The organism is Halomonas sp. SpR8 (assembly GCF_031010195.1).
Lineage (GTDB): Bacteria > Pseudomonadota > Gammaproteobacteria > Pseudomonadales > Halomonadaceae > Vreelandella.
This window is the reverse complement of sequence record NZ_JAUAMC010000007.1, coordinates 115,428-135,099: the sequence shown is the minus strand read 5'-3', so window position 1 is coordinate 135,099 and position 19,672 is coordinate 115,428. Positions and strand designations below refer to the sequence as shown.

At 54.3% G+C, this 19,672-nt stretch carries 20 protein-coding genes; 5 read left to right on the top strand and 15 right to left on the bottom strand.

Annotated features, from left to right (window positions below; genetic code table 11):
* Positions 1–205 precede the first annotated feature (205 nt).
* Positions 206–1,264, top strand: a complete 1,059-nt coding sequence (gene lipA, locus QT230_RS14800) for a lipoyl synthase (protein WP_308322731.1) — start codon at positions 206–208, stop codon at positions 1,262–1,264.
* Between the two features lie 124 nt (positions 1,265–1,388).
* On the opposite strand, the gene lipB is transcribed toward lipA, so the two are convergent.
* The 11 genes from lipB to QT230_RS14745 form a co-directional block, all read right to left on the bottom strand.
* Positions 1,389–2,063 carry a lipoyl(octanoyl) transferase LipB gene (gene lipB / locus QT230_RS14795; RefSeq protein WP_374694470.1) on the bottom strand — a complete coding sequence of 225 codons (675 nt, stop codon included), beginning with the start codon at positions 2,061–2,063 and terminating at the stop codon, positions 1,389–1,391.
* Positions 2,060–2,371, bottom strand: coding sequence for a DUF493 domain-containing protein (locus QT230_RS14790; protein WP_308322728.1), 312 nt, complete (start codon positions 2,369–2,371; stop codon positions 2,060–2,062). The genes lipB and QT230_RS14790 overlap by 4 nt, the downstream gene beginning before the upstream one ends.
* 49 nt (positions 2,372–2,420) lie before the next feature.
* Complete coding sequence (locus QT230_RS14785) at positions 2,421–3,620, bottom strand: D-alanyl-D-alanine carboxypeptidase family protein (RefSeq protein ID WP_308322727.1); 1,200 nt, start codon at positions 3,618–3,620, stop codon at positions 2,421–2,423.
* A 97-nt stretch (positions 3,621–3,717) separates the two neighbouring features.
* A complete protein-coding gene (locus QT230_RS14780; protein ID WP_308322726.1) occupies positions 3,718–4,806 on the bottom strand; it encodes a septal ring lytic transglycosylase RlpA family protein in 1,089 nt (362 codons plus the stop codon).
* Positions 4,803–5,879 (bottom strand): lytic murein transglycosylase B, encoded by a 1,077-nt coding sequence (gene mltB, locus QT230_RS14775; protein WP_308322725.1) that lies wholly within the window; start codon positions 5,877–5,879, stop codon positions 4,803–4,805. Before mltB ends, QT230_RS14780 begins: the two co-directional genes overlap by 4 nt.
* Before the next feature lie 138 nt (positions 5,880–6,017).
* Positions 6,018–7,178 (bottom strand): rod shape-determining protein RodA, encoded by a 1,161-nt coding sequence (gene rodA / locus QT230_RS14770; protein WP_308322723.1) that lies wholly within the window; start codon positions 7,176–7,178, stop codon positions 6,018–6,020.
* A 3-nt stretch (positions 7,179–7,181) separates the two neighbouring features.
* Positions 7,182–9,089: a penicillin-binding protein 2 gene (gene mrdA / locus QT230_RS14765; protein ID WP_308322722.1), complete on the bottom strand. Its 1,908-nt coding sequence runs from the start codon at positions 9,087–9,089 to the stop codon at positions 7,182–7,184.
* Positions 9,090–9,161: 72 nt separating this feature from the next.
* Positions 9,162–9,629, bottom strand: a complete 468-nt coding sequence (gene rlmH, locus QT230_RS14760; RefSeq protein WP_308322721.1) for a 23S rRNA (pseudouridine(1915)-N(3))-methyltransferase RlmH — start codon at positions 9,627–9,629, stop codon at positions 9,162–9,164.
* A complete protein-coding gene (gene rsfS / locus QT230_RS14755) occupies positions 9,626–10,024 on the bottom strand; it encodes a ribosome silencing factor (protein WP_308322720.1) in 399 nt (132 codons plus the stop codon). The genes rlmH and rsfS overlap by 4 nt, the downstream gene beginning before the upstream one ends.
* Positions 10,025–10,102: 78 nt before the next feature.
* Positions 10,103–10,762: a nicotinate-nucleotide adenylyltransferase gene (gene nadD, locus QT230_RS14750; protein WP_308322719.1), complete on the bottom strand. Its 660-nt coding sequence runs from the start codon at positions 10,760–10,762 to the stop codon at positions 10,103–10,105.
* A 47-nt stretch (positions 10,763–10,809) separates the two neighbouring features.
* The gene (locus QT230_RS14745) at positions 10,810–12,117 is read right to left on the bottom strand and encodes a glutamate-5-semialdehyde dehydrogenase (protein ID WP_308322718.1); all 1,308 of its coding nucleotides are present in this window, start codon (positions 12,115–12,117) and stop codon (positions 10,810–10,812) included.
* 197 nt (positions 12,118–12,314) lie between these two features.
* Here QT230_RS14745 and QT230_RS14740 point away from each other — a divergent pair, with 197 nt between their 5' ends.
* From QT230_RS14740 to QT230_RS14730, 3 genes are read left to right on the top strand one after another with little or no spacing between them, the layout of a single operon-like run.
* The gene (locus QT230_RS14740) at positions 12,315–13,169 is read left to right on the top strand and encodes a hypothetical protein (RefSeq protein ID WP_308322717.1); all 855 of its coding nucleotides are present in this window, start codon (positions 12,315–12,317) and stop codon (positions 13,167–13,169) included.
* Positions 13,166–14,098, top strand: coding sequence for a diguanylate cyclase domain-containing protein (locus tag QT230_RS14735; protein ID WP_308322716.1), 933 nt, complete (start codon positions 13,166–13,168; stop codon positions 14,096–14,098). The genes QT230_RS14740 and QT230_RS14735 overlap by 4 nt, the downstream gene beginning before the upstream one ends.
* A gap of 44 nt (positions 14,099–14,142) precedes the next feature.
* On the top strand, positions 14,143–15,540 hold the full coding sequence (locus tag QT230_RS14730; protein ID WP_308322715.1) for a bifunctional DedA family/phosphatase PAP2 family protein: 1,398 nt from the start codon (positions 14,143–14,145) through the stop codon (positions 15,538–15,540).
* An 18-nt stretch (positions 15,541–15,558) separates the two neighbouring features.
* Here QT230_RS14730 and QT230_RS14725 read toward each other — a convergent pair whose 3' ends face one another.
* The 3 genes from QT230_RS14725 to mpl are packed head-to-tail and all read right to left on the bottom strand — an operon-like array spanning position 15,559 to position 18,248.
* Positions 15,559–16,182: a LysE family translocator gene (locus tag QT230_RS14725; protein ID WP_308322714.1), complete on the bottom strand. Its 624-nt coding sequence runs from the start codon at positions 16,180–16,182 to the stop codon at positions 15,559–15,561.
* A 3-nt stretch (positions 16,183–16,185) separates the two neighbouring features.
* The gene (locus QT230_RS14720; protein ID WP_308322713.1) at positions 16,186–16,842 is read right to left on the bottom strand and encodes a flavin prenyltransferase UbiX; all 657 of its coding nucleotides are present in this window, start codon (positions 16,840–16,842) and stop codon (positions 16,186–16,188) included.
* A complete protein-coding gene (mpl, locus tag QT230_RS14715) occupies positions 16,839–18,248 on the bottom strand; it encodes a UDP-N-acetylmuramate:L-alanyl-gamma-D-glutamyl-meso-diaminopimelate ligase (RefSeq protein ID WP_308322712.1) in 1,410 nt (469 codons plus the stop codon). Before mpl ends, QT230_RS14720 begins: the two co-directional genes overlap by 4 nt.
* A 272-nt stretch (positions 18,249–18,520) precedes the next feature.
* Here mpl and QT230_RS14710 point away from each other — a divergent pair, with 272 nt between their 5' ends.
* Positions 18,521–18,907, top strand: coding sequence for a glutaredoxin (locus QT230_RS14710; protein WP_308322710.1), 387 nt, complete (start codon positions 18,521–18,523; stop codon positions 18,905–18,907).
* Between the two features lie 51 nt (positions 18,908–18,958).
* Here the strand turns inward: QT230_RS14710 and QT230_RS14705 are convergent, their stop codons facing one another.
* Positions 18,959–19,468: a hypothetical protein gene (locus QT230_RS14705; RefSeq protein ID WP_308322708.1), complete on the bottom strand. Its 510-nt coding sequence runs from the start codon at positions 19,466–19,468 to the stop codon at positions 18,959–18,961.
* Positions 19,469–19,672 lie beyond the last annotated feature (204 nt).

Genomic DNA, 19,672 nt, shown 5'->3' with positions numbered 1-19,672 from the left:
TTAACGGCTATTAGCGCGATAAAATATCGAGCGAATCTTGCATTAACTAACCCCGTATTAACTAATTGCGTATTGATTAACCGTGTATTGATTAACCATGAATTAGTTAACGGCGAATTAGTTAGGTATCAATTGTCAGGCCCTGGAAGAGTTTCATATCCACTCACTCCTTCGGCCTACCGCACAGAAGAGAGGCTCTGTCACTATGAGCAATACCCCCTCTAAGCGCGTGTCTAGCGGTGAAAAGTACCGTAACGAACACGGCATGACGGTGATCAAGGATGGCATGAAGGAGCGCAAAGCGCAGGCTGAGGCTCCTTCTCTTGAGCGCAAGCCCAAGTGGTTGCGAGCACAGATCCCTGGGGGGGAGCGTTTTGAGGCGGTCAAGAAAAATGTTGCCACCCACCGATTAAGCACCGTTTGCGCTGAATCCCACTGTCCCAATATGGGCGAGTGCTGGAGCAATGGTACGGCTACCATTATGTTAATGGGCTCAGTTTGTACCCGCGCCTGTCGGTTCTGCGCCGTCGATACTGGCAACCCTCAAGGCTGGCTAGACCATGAAGAGCCTGAAAACACCGCTAAATCAGTGGAGTTAATGGGCCTGCGTTACATCGTGCTTACTTCGGTAGACCGCGACGATCTTGACGATGGTGGCGCAACGCACTACGCCAACTGCATACGTGCGATTAAAGCACGTACGCCGGAGGTAGTGGTCGAAGCTTTAACGCCCGACTTTGACGGTGAGCTAACCGCTATAGAGCGCGTTGTAGACTCCGGTCTGCAGGTATTTGCCCAGAATGTGGAAACCGTTGAACGCCTCACTGGGCGCGTACGTGACCGGCGAGCGGGCTACCGCAAAACGCTGGATGTACTTGCACATGCCAAGCGCTACCGCCCTGATATCATCACCAAAACCAGCCTAATGCTGGGCTTAGGTGAAACCGACGAAGAGATTTTGCAGACCTTTGACGACCTGCGTGAAATCGGCGTGGATATCGTTACACTGGGTCAATACCTGCGCCCGACCAAAAATCACTTGGCAGTGGAGCGCTGGGTAACGCCTGAAGAGTTTGATCGCTACCGCGTGATCGGCCTTGAAAAAGGCTTTATGGAAGTGCCTTCTGGCCCACTAGTGCGCTCTAGCTACCGCGCTGACCGCGTATTCGAGAAGAACAATCTAGGCCTAGCTTCACCAGCCGCTATTCCGGGTCAGGAGCAGCAAGCGGACCCCAACCTTATCCCAGCGTTAAACGTCGGCTAGCCCAAGTAGCTCATCAAGTAAACCGCCAAGCCTCTCACTCTATCTAGATTAAGCTTGCTCAATTTAGATAGGGTGAGCTTTTATATAGGGGCGAGCTAAATATTGTGGAATTGGTAGTGCGGAATTAAGCATATAACGGCGAGCGATCAATACAGATTAGCTGGCGGCCCAACTGTTTGGCCAGAGCCTTGGCTAGCTGCTCACCTACACGATGATCCTTTGGCAGCTCGACAAAGTCAGAAAGCTTTGCCATCGGCATGCCTGCGTAGCCGCATGGATTAATGCGTAGAAATGGCGTCAAGTCGCCGTCAACATTTAACGCTACACCGTGAAAACTAGCGCCACGCCGAATCCGTAAGCCTAACGAGGCAATCTTAGCCTCTCCCGCTTGTACTGGCACATAGACGCCGGGCGCATCTGGCCGTGCTCTAGCGGTCACGCCGTAATCACCCAACACCTCTATTACCGCATTCTCTAACGCCGTGACCAGATCCCGCACGCCAATTTTGCCGCGCCTAACATCCAACAGTGGATAAAGCACCACCTGTCCTGGCCCGTGGTAGGTGACCTGACCACCGCGATCAGTATGCACGACCGGAATATCGCCAGGCAGCAGTAAATGCTCTGGCTTGCCTGCTTGCCCTTGGGTAAACACCGGGTCGTGCTCGACGAGCCAAAATTGATCAGGCGTCTGGGCATCGCGGGTATCGGTTAGTGCGCGCATCGCTTCCCAAACGGGGTGATACGTTTGGCGGCCCAAGTGATAGAACTCAATCGGCGTGGTGTCGTCCACGGTCACACCACCATATGCACACGACCCGTCGCCTTGAGGTCTTCAAACAGGTCTTTAATGTGCTGCTCGCTGGTCGCTCTAATCATCACTCGTACCGATTGGAAACGTCCGTTGCGGCTGTCAACTACCTGCATCGTCGTGGCGTCGAAGTCAGGCGCATGGCGCACAATGACTTGGCATACACAGGCGGGAAAGTCGTCGGCAGCATCGCCGACGACTTTTAACGAATAATCACAGGGGAAAGTGATTTTAGGCGGCTCCTGAGCCGCCGGTTGACGCAAATCGCGCAGCCCCTGTGGAGCATCTTTTTTCATAGCGAACCTATCGTTACTAATACAAAATCAACGGCCAAAGCCAACACAATTAGTCGGTAAACTTACTGATCAGACCACTAAAGAAGCGCTGTACCTGGTCAAAAAGACGCTTGAAGAGGCCGCCCTCCTCGATGTTTTCCAACGCCACTAAGCGACGCTCACCGACGACCTCATCACCCAAGTGAACTTCTAAGGTGCCGACCTCATCACCAATGGCAATCGGCGCTTGCAGGTCTGGATCAATGTTAAGGCGCGCTTGCAGCTCTTCATTACGATTGCGAGGCAGGGTCATATACACTTCTTCGTCAACACCCACCCGCAGCTCATTGATATCACCACCCCAAACACGAGGCGTTGCCAGCACAGCACCGCGCTCATAAAGCTTCAATGTCTCAAAAAAGCGGAACCCGTAGCTAAGCAGTTTTTGCGTTTCCTGCGCGCGGGCCTCATCAGACGTGGTCCCCATCACAACGGAAATCAAGCGCATATCATCGCGCTTAGCCGATGACACAAGGCAAAAACCCGCTTCTGTAGTCCAGCCGGTTTTGAGACCATCTACTGAAGGATCACGCCATAGCAAGCGGTTGCGGTTGGGTTGATCAATACCGCCATAAGAGAAGGTGCGATGGGAGTAGATTTCGTAGTGTTCAGGATAATCATTAATGATGTGCTGTGATAAACGCGCCATATCGTGGGCAGTCGAATAGTGATTCTCGCTTGGCAAACCAGTGGCGTTTTGGAAGTTAGTGTTATCCATGCCCAACCGTGTGGCGTGCTGATTCATGAGATCCGCAAACGGCGCTTCACCACCTGCCAAGTGTTCTGCCATGGCAACACTGGCGTCATTGCCCGATACAATAATAATGCCGTGCAGCAGATCATCGACTGAGACTTGATCACCCACCTCGATAAACATTTTCGAGCCGCCGGTACGCCAGGCTTTTTCACTAACATTGATCATATCATCCGGTTTGATAGTGCCGCGATCCAACTCACGCTCAACCAGATAGGCCGTCATTAGCTTAGTTAAGCTCGCCGGCGGCAGGCGCTCGTCTGAGTTATGCTCTGCCAATATACGACCACTATTGGCATCCATGAGTATCCACGAACTCGCCGCTAACTGAGGGGCAGAGGGGATAATAGTTTGCGGCTGCGGAATCACCTGAGCTGAAACAGGCACCGCTACTGTCGCCATGGCAGCAAAAAGGCACAGGCGCGCAGAGCGACCAATGGATGTAAACACGTTCATAACGTCAGTCTCGCTTACTTGAAAGCTTACTTGCAAAGCTAATTTATAAAACACGGTGGCGCGCTAGGCGCGCCACAAGAAATAAACAGGGTGCGAATTATCGCACAACAAAGACCTGAGGAAACCCTGCTTGGCGCAGTGTTTCACGCACCTGGGTTTCTTGCCCAGGTTTAATTGGGCCGACTTGAACACGATACACGCTGGCATCGTTCATGATACGTACGGAATGAGGCTGCTCACCCTGCAAACGCCGCTGTAACTGCTGCGCGCCTTCCGGGTTACCTAAAGCAGCTATTTGGAGATAAACCGCGTTGCTAGCATCATTTTGATTTGGTTGGTTCTGAAACTCCGAGGTCGATGCCTGAGCTTGTGACTGGGCTTGTGACTGCGATGGTGGCTGCGCTGAAGGCGCTGGGACCTCTTGACGAGAAGCGGCAGGCACAGTGTTTGCTGCGACACGGGGTGCTTCTGACGCCCTTGACTGGATAGGCGCGCTACCATCTCTACCACGCTCGGCTAGCCATTGTTGAGGATCAATCGCCTCCACTTTCACAGAACCGGTGCCGTGGTCGAGAAACCCTAGCCGCGCCGCCGCTGCATAAGAGAGATCTATTTCACGATCACTATGGAAAGGCCCGCGATCATTGACGCGCACAATCACCGATTGGCCGCTATCTAGACTGGTTACCCGCGCAAAGGTTGGCAGTGGCAGCGAACGGTGGGCCGCCGACATTTTATACATGTCGTAGATTTCACCGTTAGACGTCGCGTAACCATGGAATTTCTCACCATACCAGGATGCCGTGCCACGCTTCTCATACCCCGTTGCATCGGGCAGCACGTGGTAGGTTTTGCCCCACACCTCATAGCTTGACCGGTTGCCCGCACGTGAAGGCTGCTCTATCCGCGGCTCTGCGTCGGGCACCTTGGTTACATCCGGCGGCTCAAGGGGGTAGGCATCACCGCTCATGGCATAGCGACCACCGCTGGCGCCGGCAGCCGTTGGGGCTGGCGCAGCCGCTTGATTAGTGGTCGTTTGCTGGGACGTACCAGGCGCGTCAACACGCTGTGTGTCGTTGCTGGCACAGCCACTGACCAACGCCAACACAGCTAGCACTCCCCCTGCACGCTGGGCAGTCGCTATAGAGGCTTTAGCAAATCGGGGCTTTAGCAAGCAAGTATTCATGCCTCGTCCTCGTGCAACTCATTTTCTAGCTCGGCAATCGCTTCCGATAGCTCGGCGACAGCCATGCCATAAAGGTGGCTATGGTTGTAGCGGGTAATGACATAAAAGTTGAACTCGCCAAACCGATAGCGCGTTTCACCATCGGCAAACTCAAGCGCCAACGGCACCACCTCTAACGCATCATCCAGCGGCTCACTGGGTTCTAGCCCATGGTCGGCAAGCTGCGCGATGGTTACCGTGGGAGACGACGTTTGATTGAACGACAGCTCTTTTAGTAGCTCTACGGGCAGCACATCTGGGCCGTCGGCCTGATGGTAAATGTCGCCACCTGGCTTCCAGCCGTGTTCAGCAAAATAATTTGCCACACTGCCGATAGCGTCGACCGGATTCTCCCACAGGTCACGGCGCCCATCATCATCAAAATCCACCGCATAGGCTTGATAACTAGTGGGAATAAACTGCGGATAGCCCATGGCGCCCGCGTAAGAGCCGCGAAGCTCAGTCGGATCAACCTGCTGCTCATAGGCTATGCGTAAAAACGCCGCGAGTTCACCGCGAAAAAAATCGCCTCTTGTCGGGTGATGAAATGCCAGCGTGGCCAGAGAGTCCAATACACGGTGCTGACCTTTATGGCGGCCATAATAAGTCTCGACACCAATAATGGCAGTAATAACCTCGGCAGGCACTCCATAAGTGCTTTCGGCCCGCGCTAATGCATCAGCGTGGGCTTCAATAAAAGCAACGCCTTCTTCAATGCGCTGCTGAGTCAGAAAAATAGCGCGATACTCATACCATTTAAGGCGACGCTCAGCGGCGCCCTCCATGGCGTCCAACACGTTTTGCGTATAATGTGCCCGACCCAGCGACTCTTCTAGCCACGCTTGCGGCAACCCCTGCTCAACCAACTCATTCATCAGCGCTCGGCTATCAGCATTCTGCTGCGGGGCAAAACCCTGGCGGGCAGTGTCTTGCTGAGAGGCTTGCGCAGGCTCATTGGCAAATACCACGGGCGCTGAACAGCACATCAAGGCCACCAATAAATAACCGCTCGTCTTTCCTTTGACCCTGTTCATTAACTCTCCACTCCCGAACTATCCATGCCAGAACTATCCATTCCAGAACTATCTATTCCAGAACTAACTTTTCCAGAACCATTCGTTACTTAGGTCTCCATTCGCGAGCAGTTCGCGCGTGGACGGTAAATTGGCTTCTTAACGCGACAGCAGCCGACGGTGGGCATGTATCGACATGAGAATACCGAAACCCGCTAACAAGGTCACGCTTGAGGTGCCACCGAAGCTGACTAACGGTAGCGGCACGCCAACGACGGGCAGAATGCCGCTCACCATGCCCATGTTGACGAAGACATAGATAAAAAACGTCAAAATAATACTGCCCGCCACTAAGCGCCCAAAGGTATCTTGAGCGCCGCTTGCCATCCATAAACCACGGCTGATGATTAACAGATACAGGCACAGCAGCACCAACATGCCTACTAGCCCGAACTCTTCACCTAGTACAGCGATAATAAAATCCGTGTGCCGCTCAGGCAAAAACTCCAACTGGGACTGAGTCCCCTGAAGCCACCCTTTCCCCCACAAGCCACCGCTACCAATGGCCGTGGTCGATTGAATAATATTCCACCCAGAGCCTAGCGGGTCGCTATCTGGATTCAAAAACGTCAATACGCGCTGACGCTGATAGTTATGCATGTTTATCCATAATATAGGAACACACGCCGCCCCCAGCACGGCCATAAATCCTATTAACCGCCATGACAAACCCGCTAACAGCACCACGATTACCGCAGCACTCGCCACTAGCAGCGAAGTGCCCAAATCAGGTTGGATCGCCGTCAGCACGACCGGCACACCGATGATGACCGCACATATCGCTATATCGCGCAGCCGCGGCGGCAGTTCACAGCGGTTAAGATAAGCCGCAACCATCAACGGTGCCGCCAGCTTCATCATTTCCGAGGGCTGAAAACGAATCACCCCCGGAATCTCAAGCCAGCGCTTGGCCCCCATCCCTATATCACCCGCCACCTCAACGGCTATCAACATGGCCAAGCCGATACCATAGGCCAGTGGCGCAAAACGTAAAAAAGTGGAGGGCGAAAGTTGGGCAATAATCGCCATACCTACCAGCGCTATACCAAAACGCAGGCTTTGGGCAATCACCGCATCGATGGACTGACCGGTAGCGCTGTAAAGAACGACTAAGCCTCCCCCCATAAGCACCAACAGCAAGCCAAGCAGCCATGGATCAATATGGATTCGCTCCCAGATGCTTTTGCGCCGCGGGATACCACTCTCCGGTGGCCGCACTGGATGCCTCCGCATCGAACGGGCGATATAATGCCAAGGCATGGCTTAGTTACCCTCCACATTGGCATCATCTCTCTCTAGCACTTCGCGTACTTCCTCTGCATCAGGCGCATCGTCTTTCAACAACCAGGCATCGGTCATTGCGCGCGCCAAATGGGCCGCATGAGTACTTCCGCCGCCGGCGTTCTCTACAATCACTGACACGGCAATCTGAGGATCGTCCAGTGGGGCAAAGGCAATAAACAGTGCATGGTCACGCAGCCGCTCCGCTATCTCATCGGCGTTGTAGCGTTGATCCTGACCTAACGAGAACACCTGCGCGGTGCCTGATTTACCGCCCATGCGGTACTCAAGACCTACGCCGGTCCGACGAGCGGTACCTTCAGTACCGCTCATCACTTTTTCCATACCGTTAAATACACGATCCCACCAACTGTCGTTGGCTAGCTCAATATCATTGAGGGTATCCGGCAAGTCACGCGGCACGGGGGTATCGCCGATCTGACGGGCTAACCTGGGTTTTACCCAATGACCGCGGTTGGCCAGGGTGGCCGTAGCGCTGGCGAGTTGGAGAGGAGTTACCTGCCAATAACCCTGCCCAATGCCTACCGAGAGGGTTTCGCCAGGGTACCAAGGCTGGTTAAAACGCCCGCGCTTCCAATCGCGTGACGGCATTAGCGCCCCGCTTTCACCTTGAACGTCATGGGCAACGCGCTGCCCAAATCCAAAGTTACTCATTTGCTTATGCAAATTATCGATACCTAAATCATGCGCCAAGGTGTAGTAGTAGGTATTATTAGAGACCGCTAAAGAGCGCTCCATATCGACTCGGCCATGCCCCCAACGCAGCCAGTTGCGGTAGCGACGGGAGTCGTTGGGTAATTGGTAATAGCCCGGATCATTAATCGTGCTATCAGGTGTAATCACTCCTTCCACTAAACCCGCCAAAGCTAAAAAAGGCTTGATCGTAGAACCCGGCGGGTAGTGACCGCGAATGGCGCGATTAAATAGCGGTAAGTCAAGGTCCTCCTGCAAGCCGCGATAAGATGCAACGTCAATACCGGTGACAAACTGGTTACTGTCAAAACCGGGGGCCGACGCCATAGCAAGAATCTCGCCGGTTGCCGGTGCGATAGCCACAATCGAGCCGCGACGACCATCCAGCAGTTCATAAGCCAGCATCTGCAGCGACTTATCCAGCGTCAGAGTTATATTCTCACCTGGCACAGGGTCAGTGCGTCCAAGCTCCCGCAAGACGCGGCCGCGAGCGTTGGTTTCCACCTTTCGCAAACCTGCTTGACCATGAAGCTCCTGTTCGTAAAAACGTTCGATACCGGTTTTACCGATAAAATGGGTTCCCGCGTAGCGACCCGCATCCAATGTCTTCATTTCTTCAGCGTTAATTCGGCCAACATAACCCAATGCGTGAGCCATGATGTCGGCATCGGGATAATATCTCAACGGCTGAGCCTCTATCTCAACACCTGGCAAGCGATGGCGATTAACTGCCAAGCGAGCAATTTGCTCTTCGCTTAAATCACTGATAAGTAACGCAGGTTGATAAGGGCGTTGACGCTGACGGGAGCGCACGTTGAAGGCTTCAATCTCTTCTTCAGGCAGTTCTAATAACTCTACCAGCAGTGCCAGTGTCTCATCGAGCTCATCGACACGCTCGCGAACTAACGTCAGGTTGTAAGTCGGGCGATTTTCAGCCAGCAGAACGCCATTACGGTCATAAATGAGCCCACGATTCGGCGGGAGAGGCTCGACGCGCACCCGGTTATTTTCGGAACGCGTGCTGTACATATCATGTTGAACGATCTGCAAATACACCAAGCGCCCCATGATAAGGCTTGCCAGCGTCAATACGACTAAAACGGCAAGCAACGCCCTAACACGAAAAATACGCAATTCTTGCTCAGAGTTTTTTAGCGTGTTGGGGCGCTTCGGCATGGCGACGATGACTCTCAAATCGAATAAAAAGGCGCAACAGGTCGTTGACAGCGATTGCTCACCGTTTAACCGTCAGCGGTGATAAGGGTGGCCTACCAGTAGTGTCCAAGCACGGTACAACTGTTCGGCCAGGATAATTCGTACCAAGGGGTGTGGCAGCGTCAGCGGAGAAATCGACCACGTCTTTTCAGCCGTAGCGGAAAGCGAAGGCTCAAGCCCGTCCGGCCCGCCCACCAGCAGCACAATATCGCGCCCTGACATGCGCCAAGCATCCGCCTCTTGCGCCAACTGCTCGGTCGTCCACGGCTTGCCCTTAACTTCCAAAGCAACGACATACTCGTCGCCACGTAGTTTATCGCGAATTCGCTGCGCCTCTTGAGCGCGCGCCTTCGCGATGTCAGCATTTTTGCCACGCTGGCCGAGCGCGATTTCTTCAATTTCGAGATTGAAATCTCTGGGGAGCCGCTTGCGGTAGGTCTCAACACCCTCTTCAACCCAAGCTGGCATTTTGCTTCCCACCGCTAACAGCCGAATCCTCATGACATGCCGGCTCGCTCATGGAAACGTTCGAGTGTTTCATTGAGCGCTCCGGAGATAGCGCCAGAATCACTAGGCAGATCGGCCCATAGCCGCTCTAAATCGTATAAGGCGCGTGCCTCGGGCATCATCACGTGAACCACAACGTCGCCCAGGTCGACCAGCACCCAATCGGCGTTATCGCCACCTTCAACGCCCAACGGCCCTACGCCTGCAGCTTTGGCCTTTTCCACTACGTTTTGCGCCAGAGCAGCGACATGACGTGTCGACGTACCGCTGGCAATTAGCATGAGGTCAGTGACCTCGGTTAATTTAGCGACATCCAACTGGGTAATGTCGCGTGCTTTCAGTTCTTCTAACGCGTCAACCGCTAGATTTTTCAATGTATCGATGTGCATGACTCCTAAAGACAACCTCGTTGGGTAATCAATCAATAAAGCCGGCCATTGTAACGGCTTCTTTGGTGACTGCCAGCGCTATTCACGCTGCCGATAAAGTCCGTCATGCTCAATGGCCTGTTCAACGCTGGCGGGCACCAAATAGCGCACGCTCTTGCCCCGTGCTAAACACTCGCGAATATAGGTCGCAGAAATTGCCATTAGCGAGGGCAGCTCCAACGGCAAATAACCACCACAGGGGCGCTGCATTAATGTCTCAACGCTATCGACTCTACGATGTTCGACCAGTTCCGTTAATAATGCCGGCAATGGCTCGCTGTAACCGGGACGAGCAATCACGACTAGATTGGCAAGCTCGAAAAGACGCTCAGGCTGATACCACTCAGCGAGCCGCAAAAAAGTATCAAAGCCAATAATCATGACCAGCCGTGCCTGCCTACCGTACTCGGCGCGCAGCTCGGCAAGCGTATCAGCGCTATAGGACGGCCCTGCCCGTTGCAGCTCACGCTCATCGGCAATTAGCCCCGGCGTATCGCCGATACCCGCTTTTAAAAGCGCCAAGCGCTGTCGCGCCGAGACCTGGGGCCTGTCGCGTAACGGCGGCTGCTTAGCGGGTATCATGTGCAACTGATCAAGCGATAGCACTTCTAATAACTCGACCGCGCTACGCAAATGCCCAACATGAATGGGGTCGAATGTGCCGCCCAACATGCCAATTCGCTGTGCCGTTTGAATCATGCCAACACCTTATTCATGTCAGTAACCTACTTATGCCTAGCCATAGCCTACCCACGTACCTGGCCGTCACCGAAGACAACGTATTTCTGTGTGGTTAAACCCTCTAGCCCCACCGGCCCACGGGCGTGAAGTTTATCGGTTGAAATACCAATTTCGGCACCCAGGCCGTACTCAAAGCCGTCAGCAAAGCGAGTCGAGGCATTAACGATGACCGAACTGGAATCCACCTCTGCCATAAAGCGCCGTGCAAGTGAGTAATCCTGGGTGACAATCGCATCCGTATGGTGAGAGCCATAATGTTCAATATGTGCGATCGCTTCATCAATGCCATCGACCACTTTGATCGCCAGTACCGGTGCCAGGTACTCGGCATACCAATCTTGCTCATCCGCAGCGGTCGCTTGCGGCAACAGCACCTGCGTGCGCTGGCAGCCCCGCAGCTCAACGTCATGTTCCGCATAGGCGCGAGCCAGTTCGGGCAATAACAGATCAGCAATCGGCGCGTCGACAAGTAGCGTTTCCATCGTATTGCAGGTGCCGTAGCGATGCGTTTTCGCATTCACGGCGATGGCTAGGGCTTTGGCGGGGTCGGCGGTCGTATCGATATAGACATGACAAACGCCGTCGAGATGTTTAATCACCGGCACGCGGGCATCACGTGATATACGCTCAATCAGCGATTTCCCGCCGCGAGGAATAATAACGTCAACATAGTCAGGCATGCTGATCAATTCGCCCACCGCCTCTCTGTCGGTGGTCGCGACAACCTGTACACTGCCAGCGGGCAGGCCGACATCTGCGAGCCCCGCTTGAATACAGGTGCTAATAGCGGCATTTGACTCACGCGCTTCCGAGCCACCACGGAGAATGCAGGCATTACCGGATTTTAAACATAGGCTAGCGGCTTCCATCGTCACATTGGGTCGCGACTCGTAAATAATCCCAATCACGCCTAATGGCACGCGCATTTTACCGACCTGGATGCCGCTCGGCCGATAGCGCATATCGCTAATTTCGCCCACCGGATCTGGCAGGCTCGCTACTTGGTGGAGCCCTTCAATCATGGCGTCAACGCGTGTGTCATTCAGGGCCAAACGATCCAGCAAAGCACTTTCCAAACCGTTCTCACGCCCACGCTGTAAATCCTCTGCATTGGCGTCAAGGATGCGCCCACGCGCTTCGGTCAGGCGCTGCGCCATGGCAAGTAAGGCGCGGTTTTTCATCCCCGTATCTGCCCGGCGCAATTCGCTTGATGCGCGACGCGCCGCCTGACCCACGGCCTGCATGTAAGCCGGCACATTGCCCTCAGACAAGTGCTGATGGGCCTCGTCTTGGAACGGTGTTGAAACGCTCATAATGTCTCCGTGCAACAGGGTGCTTTAAATTTTAATTGGCAAAATGTAGCCGATTTCACCTTTATGCCTATGTTACGCCATTTCGACGTTATACTGAGGATGATTAATAAGCTCATGTGTGTAGTGTACGTTTGTCATTCCGTGCTCACCCACTTGCTCGGATACACTTGGTTGTTCAGGACGAATAGTAAGTCACCATGCAAAGCAAGTACAAAATCCGTCTAATTCGTGCCAACCTGCTAGCCGCTGCCGTCGCTTTAGCGCTCTGGACCCCGGCCACTTCTCCCGCTGCAGCCCTAGTACTGTGGCTTTCAGTCAGTTGGCTATTGATTACCGCGCTGCTGCTCGATTTCAGCCATCGCCGTTCACAGGGATTGCCGTGGCAAGTCGTCGCCGGTGGGCTGTTGGTATGCTTAATTGCAGCCGCCCCAGAGAGACACAGCATTTTAATCTGGGCCTGGGCAGCAATGCTGATGTTGCCTCAAACCACCTGGGTGGCCGCCTTTAACCTGAGTGCCGCGTTGATTAGTGCAGCGATGGTAGCTCCTCAACTGGATGCTCCTGCATTTATTCTTCTGCTCTGTTCTTTGCTGGTGCTCGGATTGCTGGCCTTGTCACAGGCGCAGCAACTTATCGATGTAAACGACTCAATCCGCCAGCGTCTTCGCTTAATCCCAGGCCTTAATTTATGGGCCGGTGAGCAACTGCTGCGTGATATCCCCCGGGAGCAGACGCGCTGCGAACGCGAAGGGATTCATGCCGAAGTGATTATTGTGCATATAAAACGCCACCAGCTTTGGCCAACGGCACAAAAATTGTGTGAGCTAACCTATGACTTTGAAAACGTTTACCGGCTGAACAGTACGACGCTCGCCACACTAATGCTCTCACGCTCGCAAAAAGAAGCGGCTCAGCGGCGCAACCAACTGCTAAGCGAACTACCTGACAACACGACAAGCGAGCACCTGGAATTAATAGATATCGAACCGGCAGAGTTAACGGTATTTGAGATGAGCAAACTGCCCTCCGAGCGTGTGCGGGAGACAGTATGATTGAGTATCACATCTCCAAGCGGTTAATGACGCTAGCCTATGGCGCCAGTATTGTGCTGATGGCAGGCTACGCGCTTTGGCTTTATGCCATGGGTGACTATCGCGAACTGCTGATCCCTACATTTACTACTTTACTGCTCATATCGGCCCTGCTGATGCATATCGGGCAAGGGTTTAAAATCTTTTTGCCACGTATTGTTCTGCTCGGCTGTACCTACGCAGCAGTAATCGGATCCTTCTACTATAACCCCCAGGTATCGCCTATTTGGCTAGGCTTGCCGATTACTGCGGCCTTTTTACTACTACCGCTATGGGCTGCTCTACTGATTAATATTGCCGGTGGCCCGCTATGGTGGCTATTCCCATCCATAGCCGCCGCACCAACCGCGATCATTGTTGGCTACATCGCCTTAACGCTGCTGCTTGCGCTCCCACGCTGGGAGCATGCACGCCGCCGGGCGCTGCTTCGGGCCACCGACCCCAACGACAACGATTGCAGCGCCTATCATATCGATACCTTAAAAGAGCGCTTGCAGAGTGAGTTTCAGCGCGCCGCCATGCTCAATCAACAGTTGGCGGTACTGGTATTGCACTTACCGCAGTCAGATATGGCGGAGGAGCAGTTTGGCTATCGAGCGAAAACGGCGCTGTTAAGTGCTCTGTGTAGTGAAGTTAATAGCCGTTGCCGCGATCACGACGTGCTCGGGCGCGCTGATAACACTATATTCTGGCTTGTGCTGCCAAACACAACGGAGAGCGGTGCCCTGTTGGTTCGCGAACGTTTGCAGCGGGCACTCTCTCAATGTGTGCTAGTCGAAACCGGCCGACTAGAAGTGCGTATTGCGGCCTGCCTACCGAGTCGCAGGGAGAACTTTGAAAGTTATATAAAGCGTCTTGAAGCCCGCGGCTACGCTCTTGCCCGCGTTTAATCATCAGTGGCCAAATCCTGCCCCACTTTTCGCTGGAGAAATCAGTGCCGCTAGTCGATTCGCTTTACTCATTAACGCCATCGCCTGCGCTATTGCTCTGCCTGGTGCTGGTGATTTCACTGGTAGAATCGCTTGCCCTGGTGGGTTTGCTGGTTCCCGGTGTAGTGCTGATTACTACGGCGGCCTCTTTAGCCGGTCACCAGGATATTGCCTTGGCTTGGTTAATCGGGGCGGCCTTTTTAGGGGCGGTCGCTGGTGACGGGCTCAGCTTCGCCCTGGGTTTTAAACATCGCGAACAGGTCACACAACGCTGGCCGCTTTCACAGCATCCTGAGTGGCTGGGACGAGGAGCACGCTTCTTTGAGCGCTATGGCGTGTCGTCGGTTTTTATTGGCCGCTTTGTTGGTCCAGTACGACCCATTATTCCACTGGTAGCAGGCATGATGCGGATGCCACCGCGCACTTTTATTTGGGCTAATATAACCTCTGCGGCACTCTGGGCGCCTGCTTATATACTGCCCGGCTATTTACTGGGCCGAACTTGGCAGCAACATTTAAACCTTCCTCCGGGGCTGGAGGCAGCGTTACTTATACTGGTCGCGATTATGGTCGTACTCGCGATAATTTTCTCCTGGGGACGCCAACAAGCCACCCGGCACGGCAGGCTTTACCGGATAGTTGCCGGCAGTATTCGTCGTTTGCCGCTGCTGCGCCGTCCATGGCTTGCCATGAGCCAAACCGGCGATGTTCCGCTGGCCTCTCTGTTGCTGCTGGTGATAGCGATTGGCAGTTTATCGGGCTGGACGCTACTGGTGATCGCCCACCACGGGCCATTGGAAATGGACCTGTTCGTTCAGGCGTTATTTACCCATCTCCAGAGCGATGCCACCTACATAGTGGGTAATATTTTTGCGCGCATCGGCGACACCCTCGGCCTTATCGCCTTAACCCTGCCATGGGCAGTGTGGTTACTAATGGGTAAACGTTGGGATGCCCTACTCCACTGGTGTGGCGCTTTTACGGCGGTGGCGCTGCTTAACATCGCGGGTAAAGGGGTGTTTGGGCGTCCGCGTCCGGATACCCCGGACTATCTGATAGGGTCGTTTTCTTACCCCAGCGCCCACACATCAACAGCCGTGGTGCTGTTCGGACTAACTGCAGCGTTTATTGCAGCCGAGCTACCCCGTCATCAACGCTTTGGGGCTTATTGGGTTGCGATGGCGGTGGTGTTGCCAATGGCTCTGTCGCGTCTGGTAGTGGGCGTTCACTGGTTTAGCGACTTAGTGGGAGGCGCCTTGTTAGGTTTAGTCGTTTGCGCTTTCACCCTGCTTCACTGGCAACAGCAGCCCCGCTTGAGCCTACGCCCCTGCCCTTGGCTTCTGCTCAGCGTCGCCTCGCTGATACTCGTTAGCGCCCGTGTGGGCCTACTGCCACCGATTTAAAAGCAAGTGAAGCCCCCATTAGCCAAGGGCCAGCCAAAGACCTACCCCAATCATCAATGTACCAGCGATGCGGTTGAGCAAGCGAACATTGCCGCTCTTACCGAGCACATTGCGCAGCGTTTTACCGCCCGTGGCGTAGACCAGCATACTGGCAAATTCGATCGTCAATATTACCGCAATCAGTAGGCTAAGCTGGCCTGCCAGGGGACGATTGCTGTCCAAAAAGGGTGGCAGTAACACCATGAAAAACGCCCATCCTTTGGGATTTGCTACTGCGGTGACAAAGCCCTGCATCGCCAGTTGCAGTGGGCTCGCGGGTGGGCCAGCATCCAGTTCGCTGGGAATCGCCATGCGCCCCCGTGAGCGCCACATCATGATGCCTAAATAGCCCAGATACGCCCCGCCCACCCATTTAAACAGCACGAACAGTTCTGGCTGACGCAGCATCAGTGCCGCCACCCCGGCACCTGCAGCCGCGGCTACCAAGCCTACACCGAGCAGCTCGCCAATCATCATCCATAGCGTGCGCTTAACGCCCTGGGTCATACCCAGCACCATAGCAAGCGTCATGCACATGCCTGGGGTCAGCGAGACAAACAGAAACGTTGGCACAAAAACCGAGAGCGTCGCCCACGACATCATAAATTAGTCATCCTTAACAGCTGCAGCGTCACCGACCTCACCCCAGCGAGGAACCAGCGTATGCTCGATGCCCAACTGATTAAGGATCCGTGCGACAATAAAATCAATCAGATCATCAATGCTCTGTGGGCGGTGATAAAACCCTGGCGCGGCCGGCAAGATGACTACCCCCAAGCGGCTCAATGCCAGCATATGCTCCAAGTGAATCGGCGAAAACGGGCTTTCCCGCGGCACCAACACCAGCGTGCGGCGCTCTTTAATCGCCACATCTGCCGCTCGCTCAATCAGGTTATTACTGGCTCCCGTTGCCACGGCGGAGAGCGTACCGGTAGAGCACGGGCACACCACCATGGCCGACGGGGCACCGGAACCTGATGCCACTGGTGCCATCCAGTCTTCGCGGCCAAAACAGCGAATCTGACCCGGCTGCGCGCCACTACGCTGACTCAACGCTTCGACTAAACGCTGGGGCTGTGCAGGCAGCTCAACATCAGTTTCCGTGGCAATGACCAGATGGGCGGCTTTGGAAATCATTATCCACACTTCATGACCCGCAGCGACTAATACGTCAATCAGGCGTAAACCGTATTGCGCCCCCGACGCGCCGGTGAGCGCCACGGTAATCGGCTTTTTAAACGCTGCCTCTGCTATATCTGTCACGCTTGCCCCTCTTTGGCTATCGCCAGGGCGGCTAGCAGGCGCTCATGCACGCCCTCAAAGCCACCGTTGGACATCACCACAATACGGTCTAACGGTGACGCTTGAGTGACCACAGCCGCCACCAGCGCTTCAATATCGCTAAACAACTGGGCGTGCGCGCCCTGGCTGGCGACGAGTTCGTCCATAGACCAATCTAGTCCGGCGGGCTGAAACCAAAATACGCCATCCGCGTCGGCCACGCTTTCAATTAGCCGCGCGCGCAGCGCGCCTAAACGCATGGTATTAGAGCGCGGTTCAATCACCGCCAGTAGGCGCCCTTTAGTGGTTGCCGCACGTAGCCCTTTGAGCGTGGCGGCAATCGCCGTAGGGTGGTGAGCGAAATCATCAATGACCTGGATGCCATTGATCTCGCCACGCACTTCCTGGCGCCTTCTGGGTGTTTCAAAACGCGCCAGTGCCGCACAGCCACGGGCTAAATCCACCCCACACAAATGGGCTGCTGCTAGCGCTGCCAAGGCATTGCGGGCGTTATGCTCGCCGGTCAGCGGCCATTCAACGACCCCATCCTGCTCTTGGCTGCTGCCCGCCTGTCCCTGCTTATCACCACTATAAATAACCTGGAAGCGACTGGCATCGGCACGCTCTAACTTAAGCTGCCATTCGCTCATGTCCTGGTCGCCAAAGTGCACTACCGGCGTCCAGACTCCCTGATCTAATACACGTTCAAGCGCAGGCTGCTGATCGGCAACTAACAACTGGCCCTGGCTGGGCACGGTGCGCACCAGGTGATGGAACTGGCGCTCAATAGCGGCCAGGTCGGGAAAGATATCGGCGTGGTCAAACTCAAGATTGTTGAGTATGGCAATATTCGGACGGTAGTGAACGAACTTGGAACGCTTATCGAAGAACGCGGTGTCGTACTCATCAGCCTCCACTACAAACGGCGCTTGGGGATCACCTAAACGAGCCGACACGCCAAAATTACGCGGCACCCCGCCAATTAAAAACCCCGGCGTTAAGCCGGCGCTTTCCAACAGCCAGGCTAATACACTCGCGGTGGTGGTTTTTCCGTGAGTACCTGCCACGGCAATCACGCGACGGCCGGGCAGTACATGCTCGGCCAGCCACTGCGCTCCTGAGGTGTACGGCAGGCCGCTATTGAGTAACGCTTCAACCTCTTCATTGCCCCGTGACAGAGCATTGCCTACCACGACAAGCTCCGGCGACGGCGACAGATGCTCGGCGTGGTAGCCCTCCATCAAGATAATGCCCGCATCAACCAATTGGGTGCTCATAGGTGGGTAAACATTCTGATCGGAGCCACTCACCTGGTGCCCCATTTCACGCGCCAACAGCGCCAAGCTACCCATAAAGGTGCCGCAGATACCCATAATATGCAGATGCATGGCTCTCGCCCCGTTAATCGCCCATAGACTGAGTTACTAAAAGTCAAAAATGGCGTAAAAATAGCCAAATGGTTTAAAAATAGCTAAGCAGACTAGCATGTTGACGCTATTTGCTCATCACCTCATCGCTATAAACGCTGGCAAAACGCCCCTCAAGTGACAAATCCTTCCAGTTGTTGCAGGATGCAGCCACCGTTTATCAATAGTGGCTATCACTTACTTCCCACTCGTCACGCTGTTGTAAGTCGACACATCAGCAAAGGAGTCTTTCGATGCGCATTTTAATTCGCTATTTTTTCCGTGGCCTTCGCCTGGTGCTTGCGCCGGTCATGCTGGTCTCAGAGAAGCTCTCAACACCTAAGTCTGTAGAGCGCACGCCTGAAGAGCAAGCTAGCGTGGATCAAGCCTGTCAGAAGCTGGCGCTTTACCAATTCCGCACCTGCCCTTTTTGCATCAAGGTGCGTAAAGAGATAGCGCGCTTAGGCCTGAACATTGAACGACGCGATGCCCAGCTTGACCCTGCCCATAAGCAGGCGCTGTTGGAAGGGGGCGGTAAAGTCAAAGTACCCTGCTTGAAAATTACCCACGACGATGGGCGTGAAGAGTGGATGTACGAATCTGACGCCATTAATGCTTGGTTACACCAGCAATTTTCCTAACATCGCCCTGCCAGGTGCTTTCAGCAGGGCGGCAAAGGCCAGCCTGCTGAATTAGAACTCTATTTTTTGCGCTGATATATCGAACGCCACGTCAATCTCAATGCCCTCGTCAAGGCTTGGTGGTTCACCCAGCTCGATTTGCAACGCCAGCACTCCTTCTATCTTGCCCGCCACATGCACGGTTTGGCTGGAGCGTTCGTAGCGCGTCAGGGTTACGGCCACTTTGCCGCCTTCAGAGGTGTACAGCGGCGGGGCAATAGTAGCGCCTATAGAATGCATAACAACCGCATTGGCCAGCTGTTCTTCGTTCATGGTCAGGCTAATAGAGAGTGCCTCTGCGCCTTCCCATGCTTCATCGTCAACAGAGCCGGTGATATCAATATTGATATCGTCCCCCAGCTCAACAAAGGATGCATTGGAGTCATTGCCATGACTTAAAATAAACCACTCGCGTCGTTCACCATCCAGCGATCCTGCTATGTCAGGCGCTGTGCGCTCAGTGGCAAAACCGCTGATCGGCAGCCAAACAGCGATCAACGCTGTCCCAATTTGCTTCCACATACGTTTTTTTCGTCCTGTTATGTGTCGCTTTTCGCTTACGACTTTCGTCTTAACCAAAGCCATCAGCGCACCGCTATTAGCCCCATCATTCAGTAGACGAATGATGCCTGTCATTATTTCGATTGTATGACGTGATAAGCACTCTCTATGTTGTAAGCCTAGGTTGTAAGCTTATGTTGTAAAGAAGGCTTACAGACTGACCGT

Excerpts from the sequence above, each read along its gene's own strand:
- QT230_RS14780 (WP_308322726.1), bottom strand. The coding sequence starts at position 4,806 with ATGAATACTTGCTTGCTAAAGCCCCGATTTGCTAAAGCCTCTATAGCG.
- QT230_RS14745 (WP_308322718.1), bottom strand. The coding sequence starts at position 12,117 with ATGAGCGTTTCAACACCGTTCCAAGACGAGGCCCATCAGCACTTGTCT.
- QT230_RS14735 (WP_308322716.1), top strand. The coding sequence starts at position 13,166 with ATGATTGAGTATCACATCTCCAAGCGGTTAATGACGCTAGCCTATGGC.
- lipA (WP_308322731.1), top strand. The coding sequence starts at position 206 with ATGAGCAATACCCCCTCTAAGCGCGTGTCTAGCGGTGAAAAGTACCGT.
- rsfS (WP_308322720.1), bottom strand. The coding sequence starts at position 10,024 with ATGCACATCGATACATTGAAAAATCTAGCGGTTGACGCGTTAGAAGAA.
- nadD (WP_308322719.1), bottom strand. The coding sequence starts at position 10,762 with ATGATTCAAACGGCACAGCGAATTGGCATGTTGGGCGGCACATTCGAC.
- mltB (WP_308322725.1), bottom strand. The coding sequence starts at position 5,879 with ATGAACAGGGTCAAAGGAAAGACGAGCGGTTATTTATTGGTGGCCTTG.
- QT230_RS14725 (WP_308322714.1), bottom strand. The coding sequence starts at position 16,182 with ATGATGTCGTGGGCGACGCTCTCGGTTTTTGTGCCAACGTTTCTGTTT.
- QT230_RS14790 (WP_308322728.1), bottom strand. The coding sequence starts at position 2,371 with ATGAAAAAAGATGCTCCACAGGGGCTGCGCGATTTGCGTCAACCGGCG.
- mpl (WP_308322712.1), bottom strand. The coding sequence starts at position 18,248 with ATGCATCTGCATATTATGGGTATCTGCGGCACCTTTATGGGTAGCTTG.
- mrdA (WP_308322722.1), bottom strand. The coding sequence starts at position 9,089 with ATGCCGAAGCGCCCCAACACGCTAAAAAACTCTGAGCAAGAATTGCGT.
- QT230_RS14740 (WP_308322717.1), top strand. The coding sequence starts at position 12,315 with ATGCAAAGCAAGTACAAAATCCGTCTAATTCGTGCCAACCTGCTAGCC.
- QT230_RS14705 (WP_308322708.1), bottom strand. The coding sequence starts at position 19,468 with ATGTGGAAGCAAATTGGGACAGCGTTGATCGCTGTTTGGCTGCCGATC.
- QT230_RS14785 (WP_308322727.1), bottom strand. The coding sequence starts at position 3,620 with ATGAACGTGTTTACATCCATTGGTCGCTCTGCGCGCCTGTGCCTTTTT.
- QT230_RS14710 (WP_308322710.1), top strand. The coding sequence starts at position 18,521 with ATGCGCATTTTAATTCGCTATTTTTTCCGTGGCCTTCGCCTGGTGCTT.
- rodA (WP_308322723.1), bottom strand. The coding sequence starts at position 7,178 with ATGCCTTGGCATTATATCGCCCGTTCGATGCGGAGGCATCCAGTGCGG.
- rlmH (WP_308322721.1), bottom strand. The coding sequence starts at position 9,629 with ATGAGGATTCGGCTGTTAGCGGTGGGAAGCAAAATGCCAGCTTGGGTT.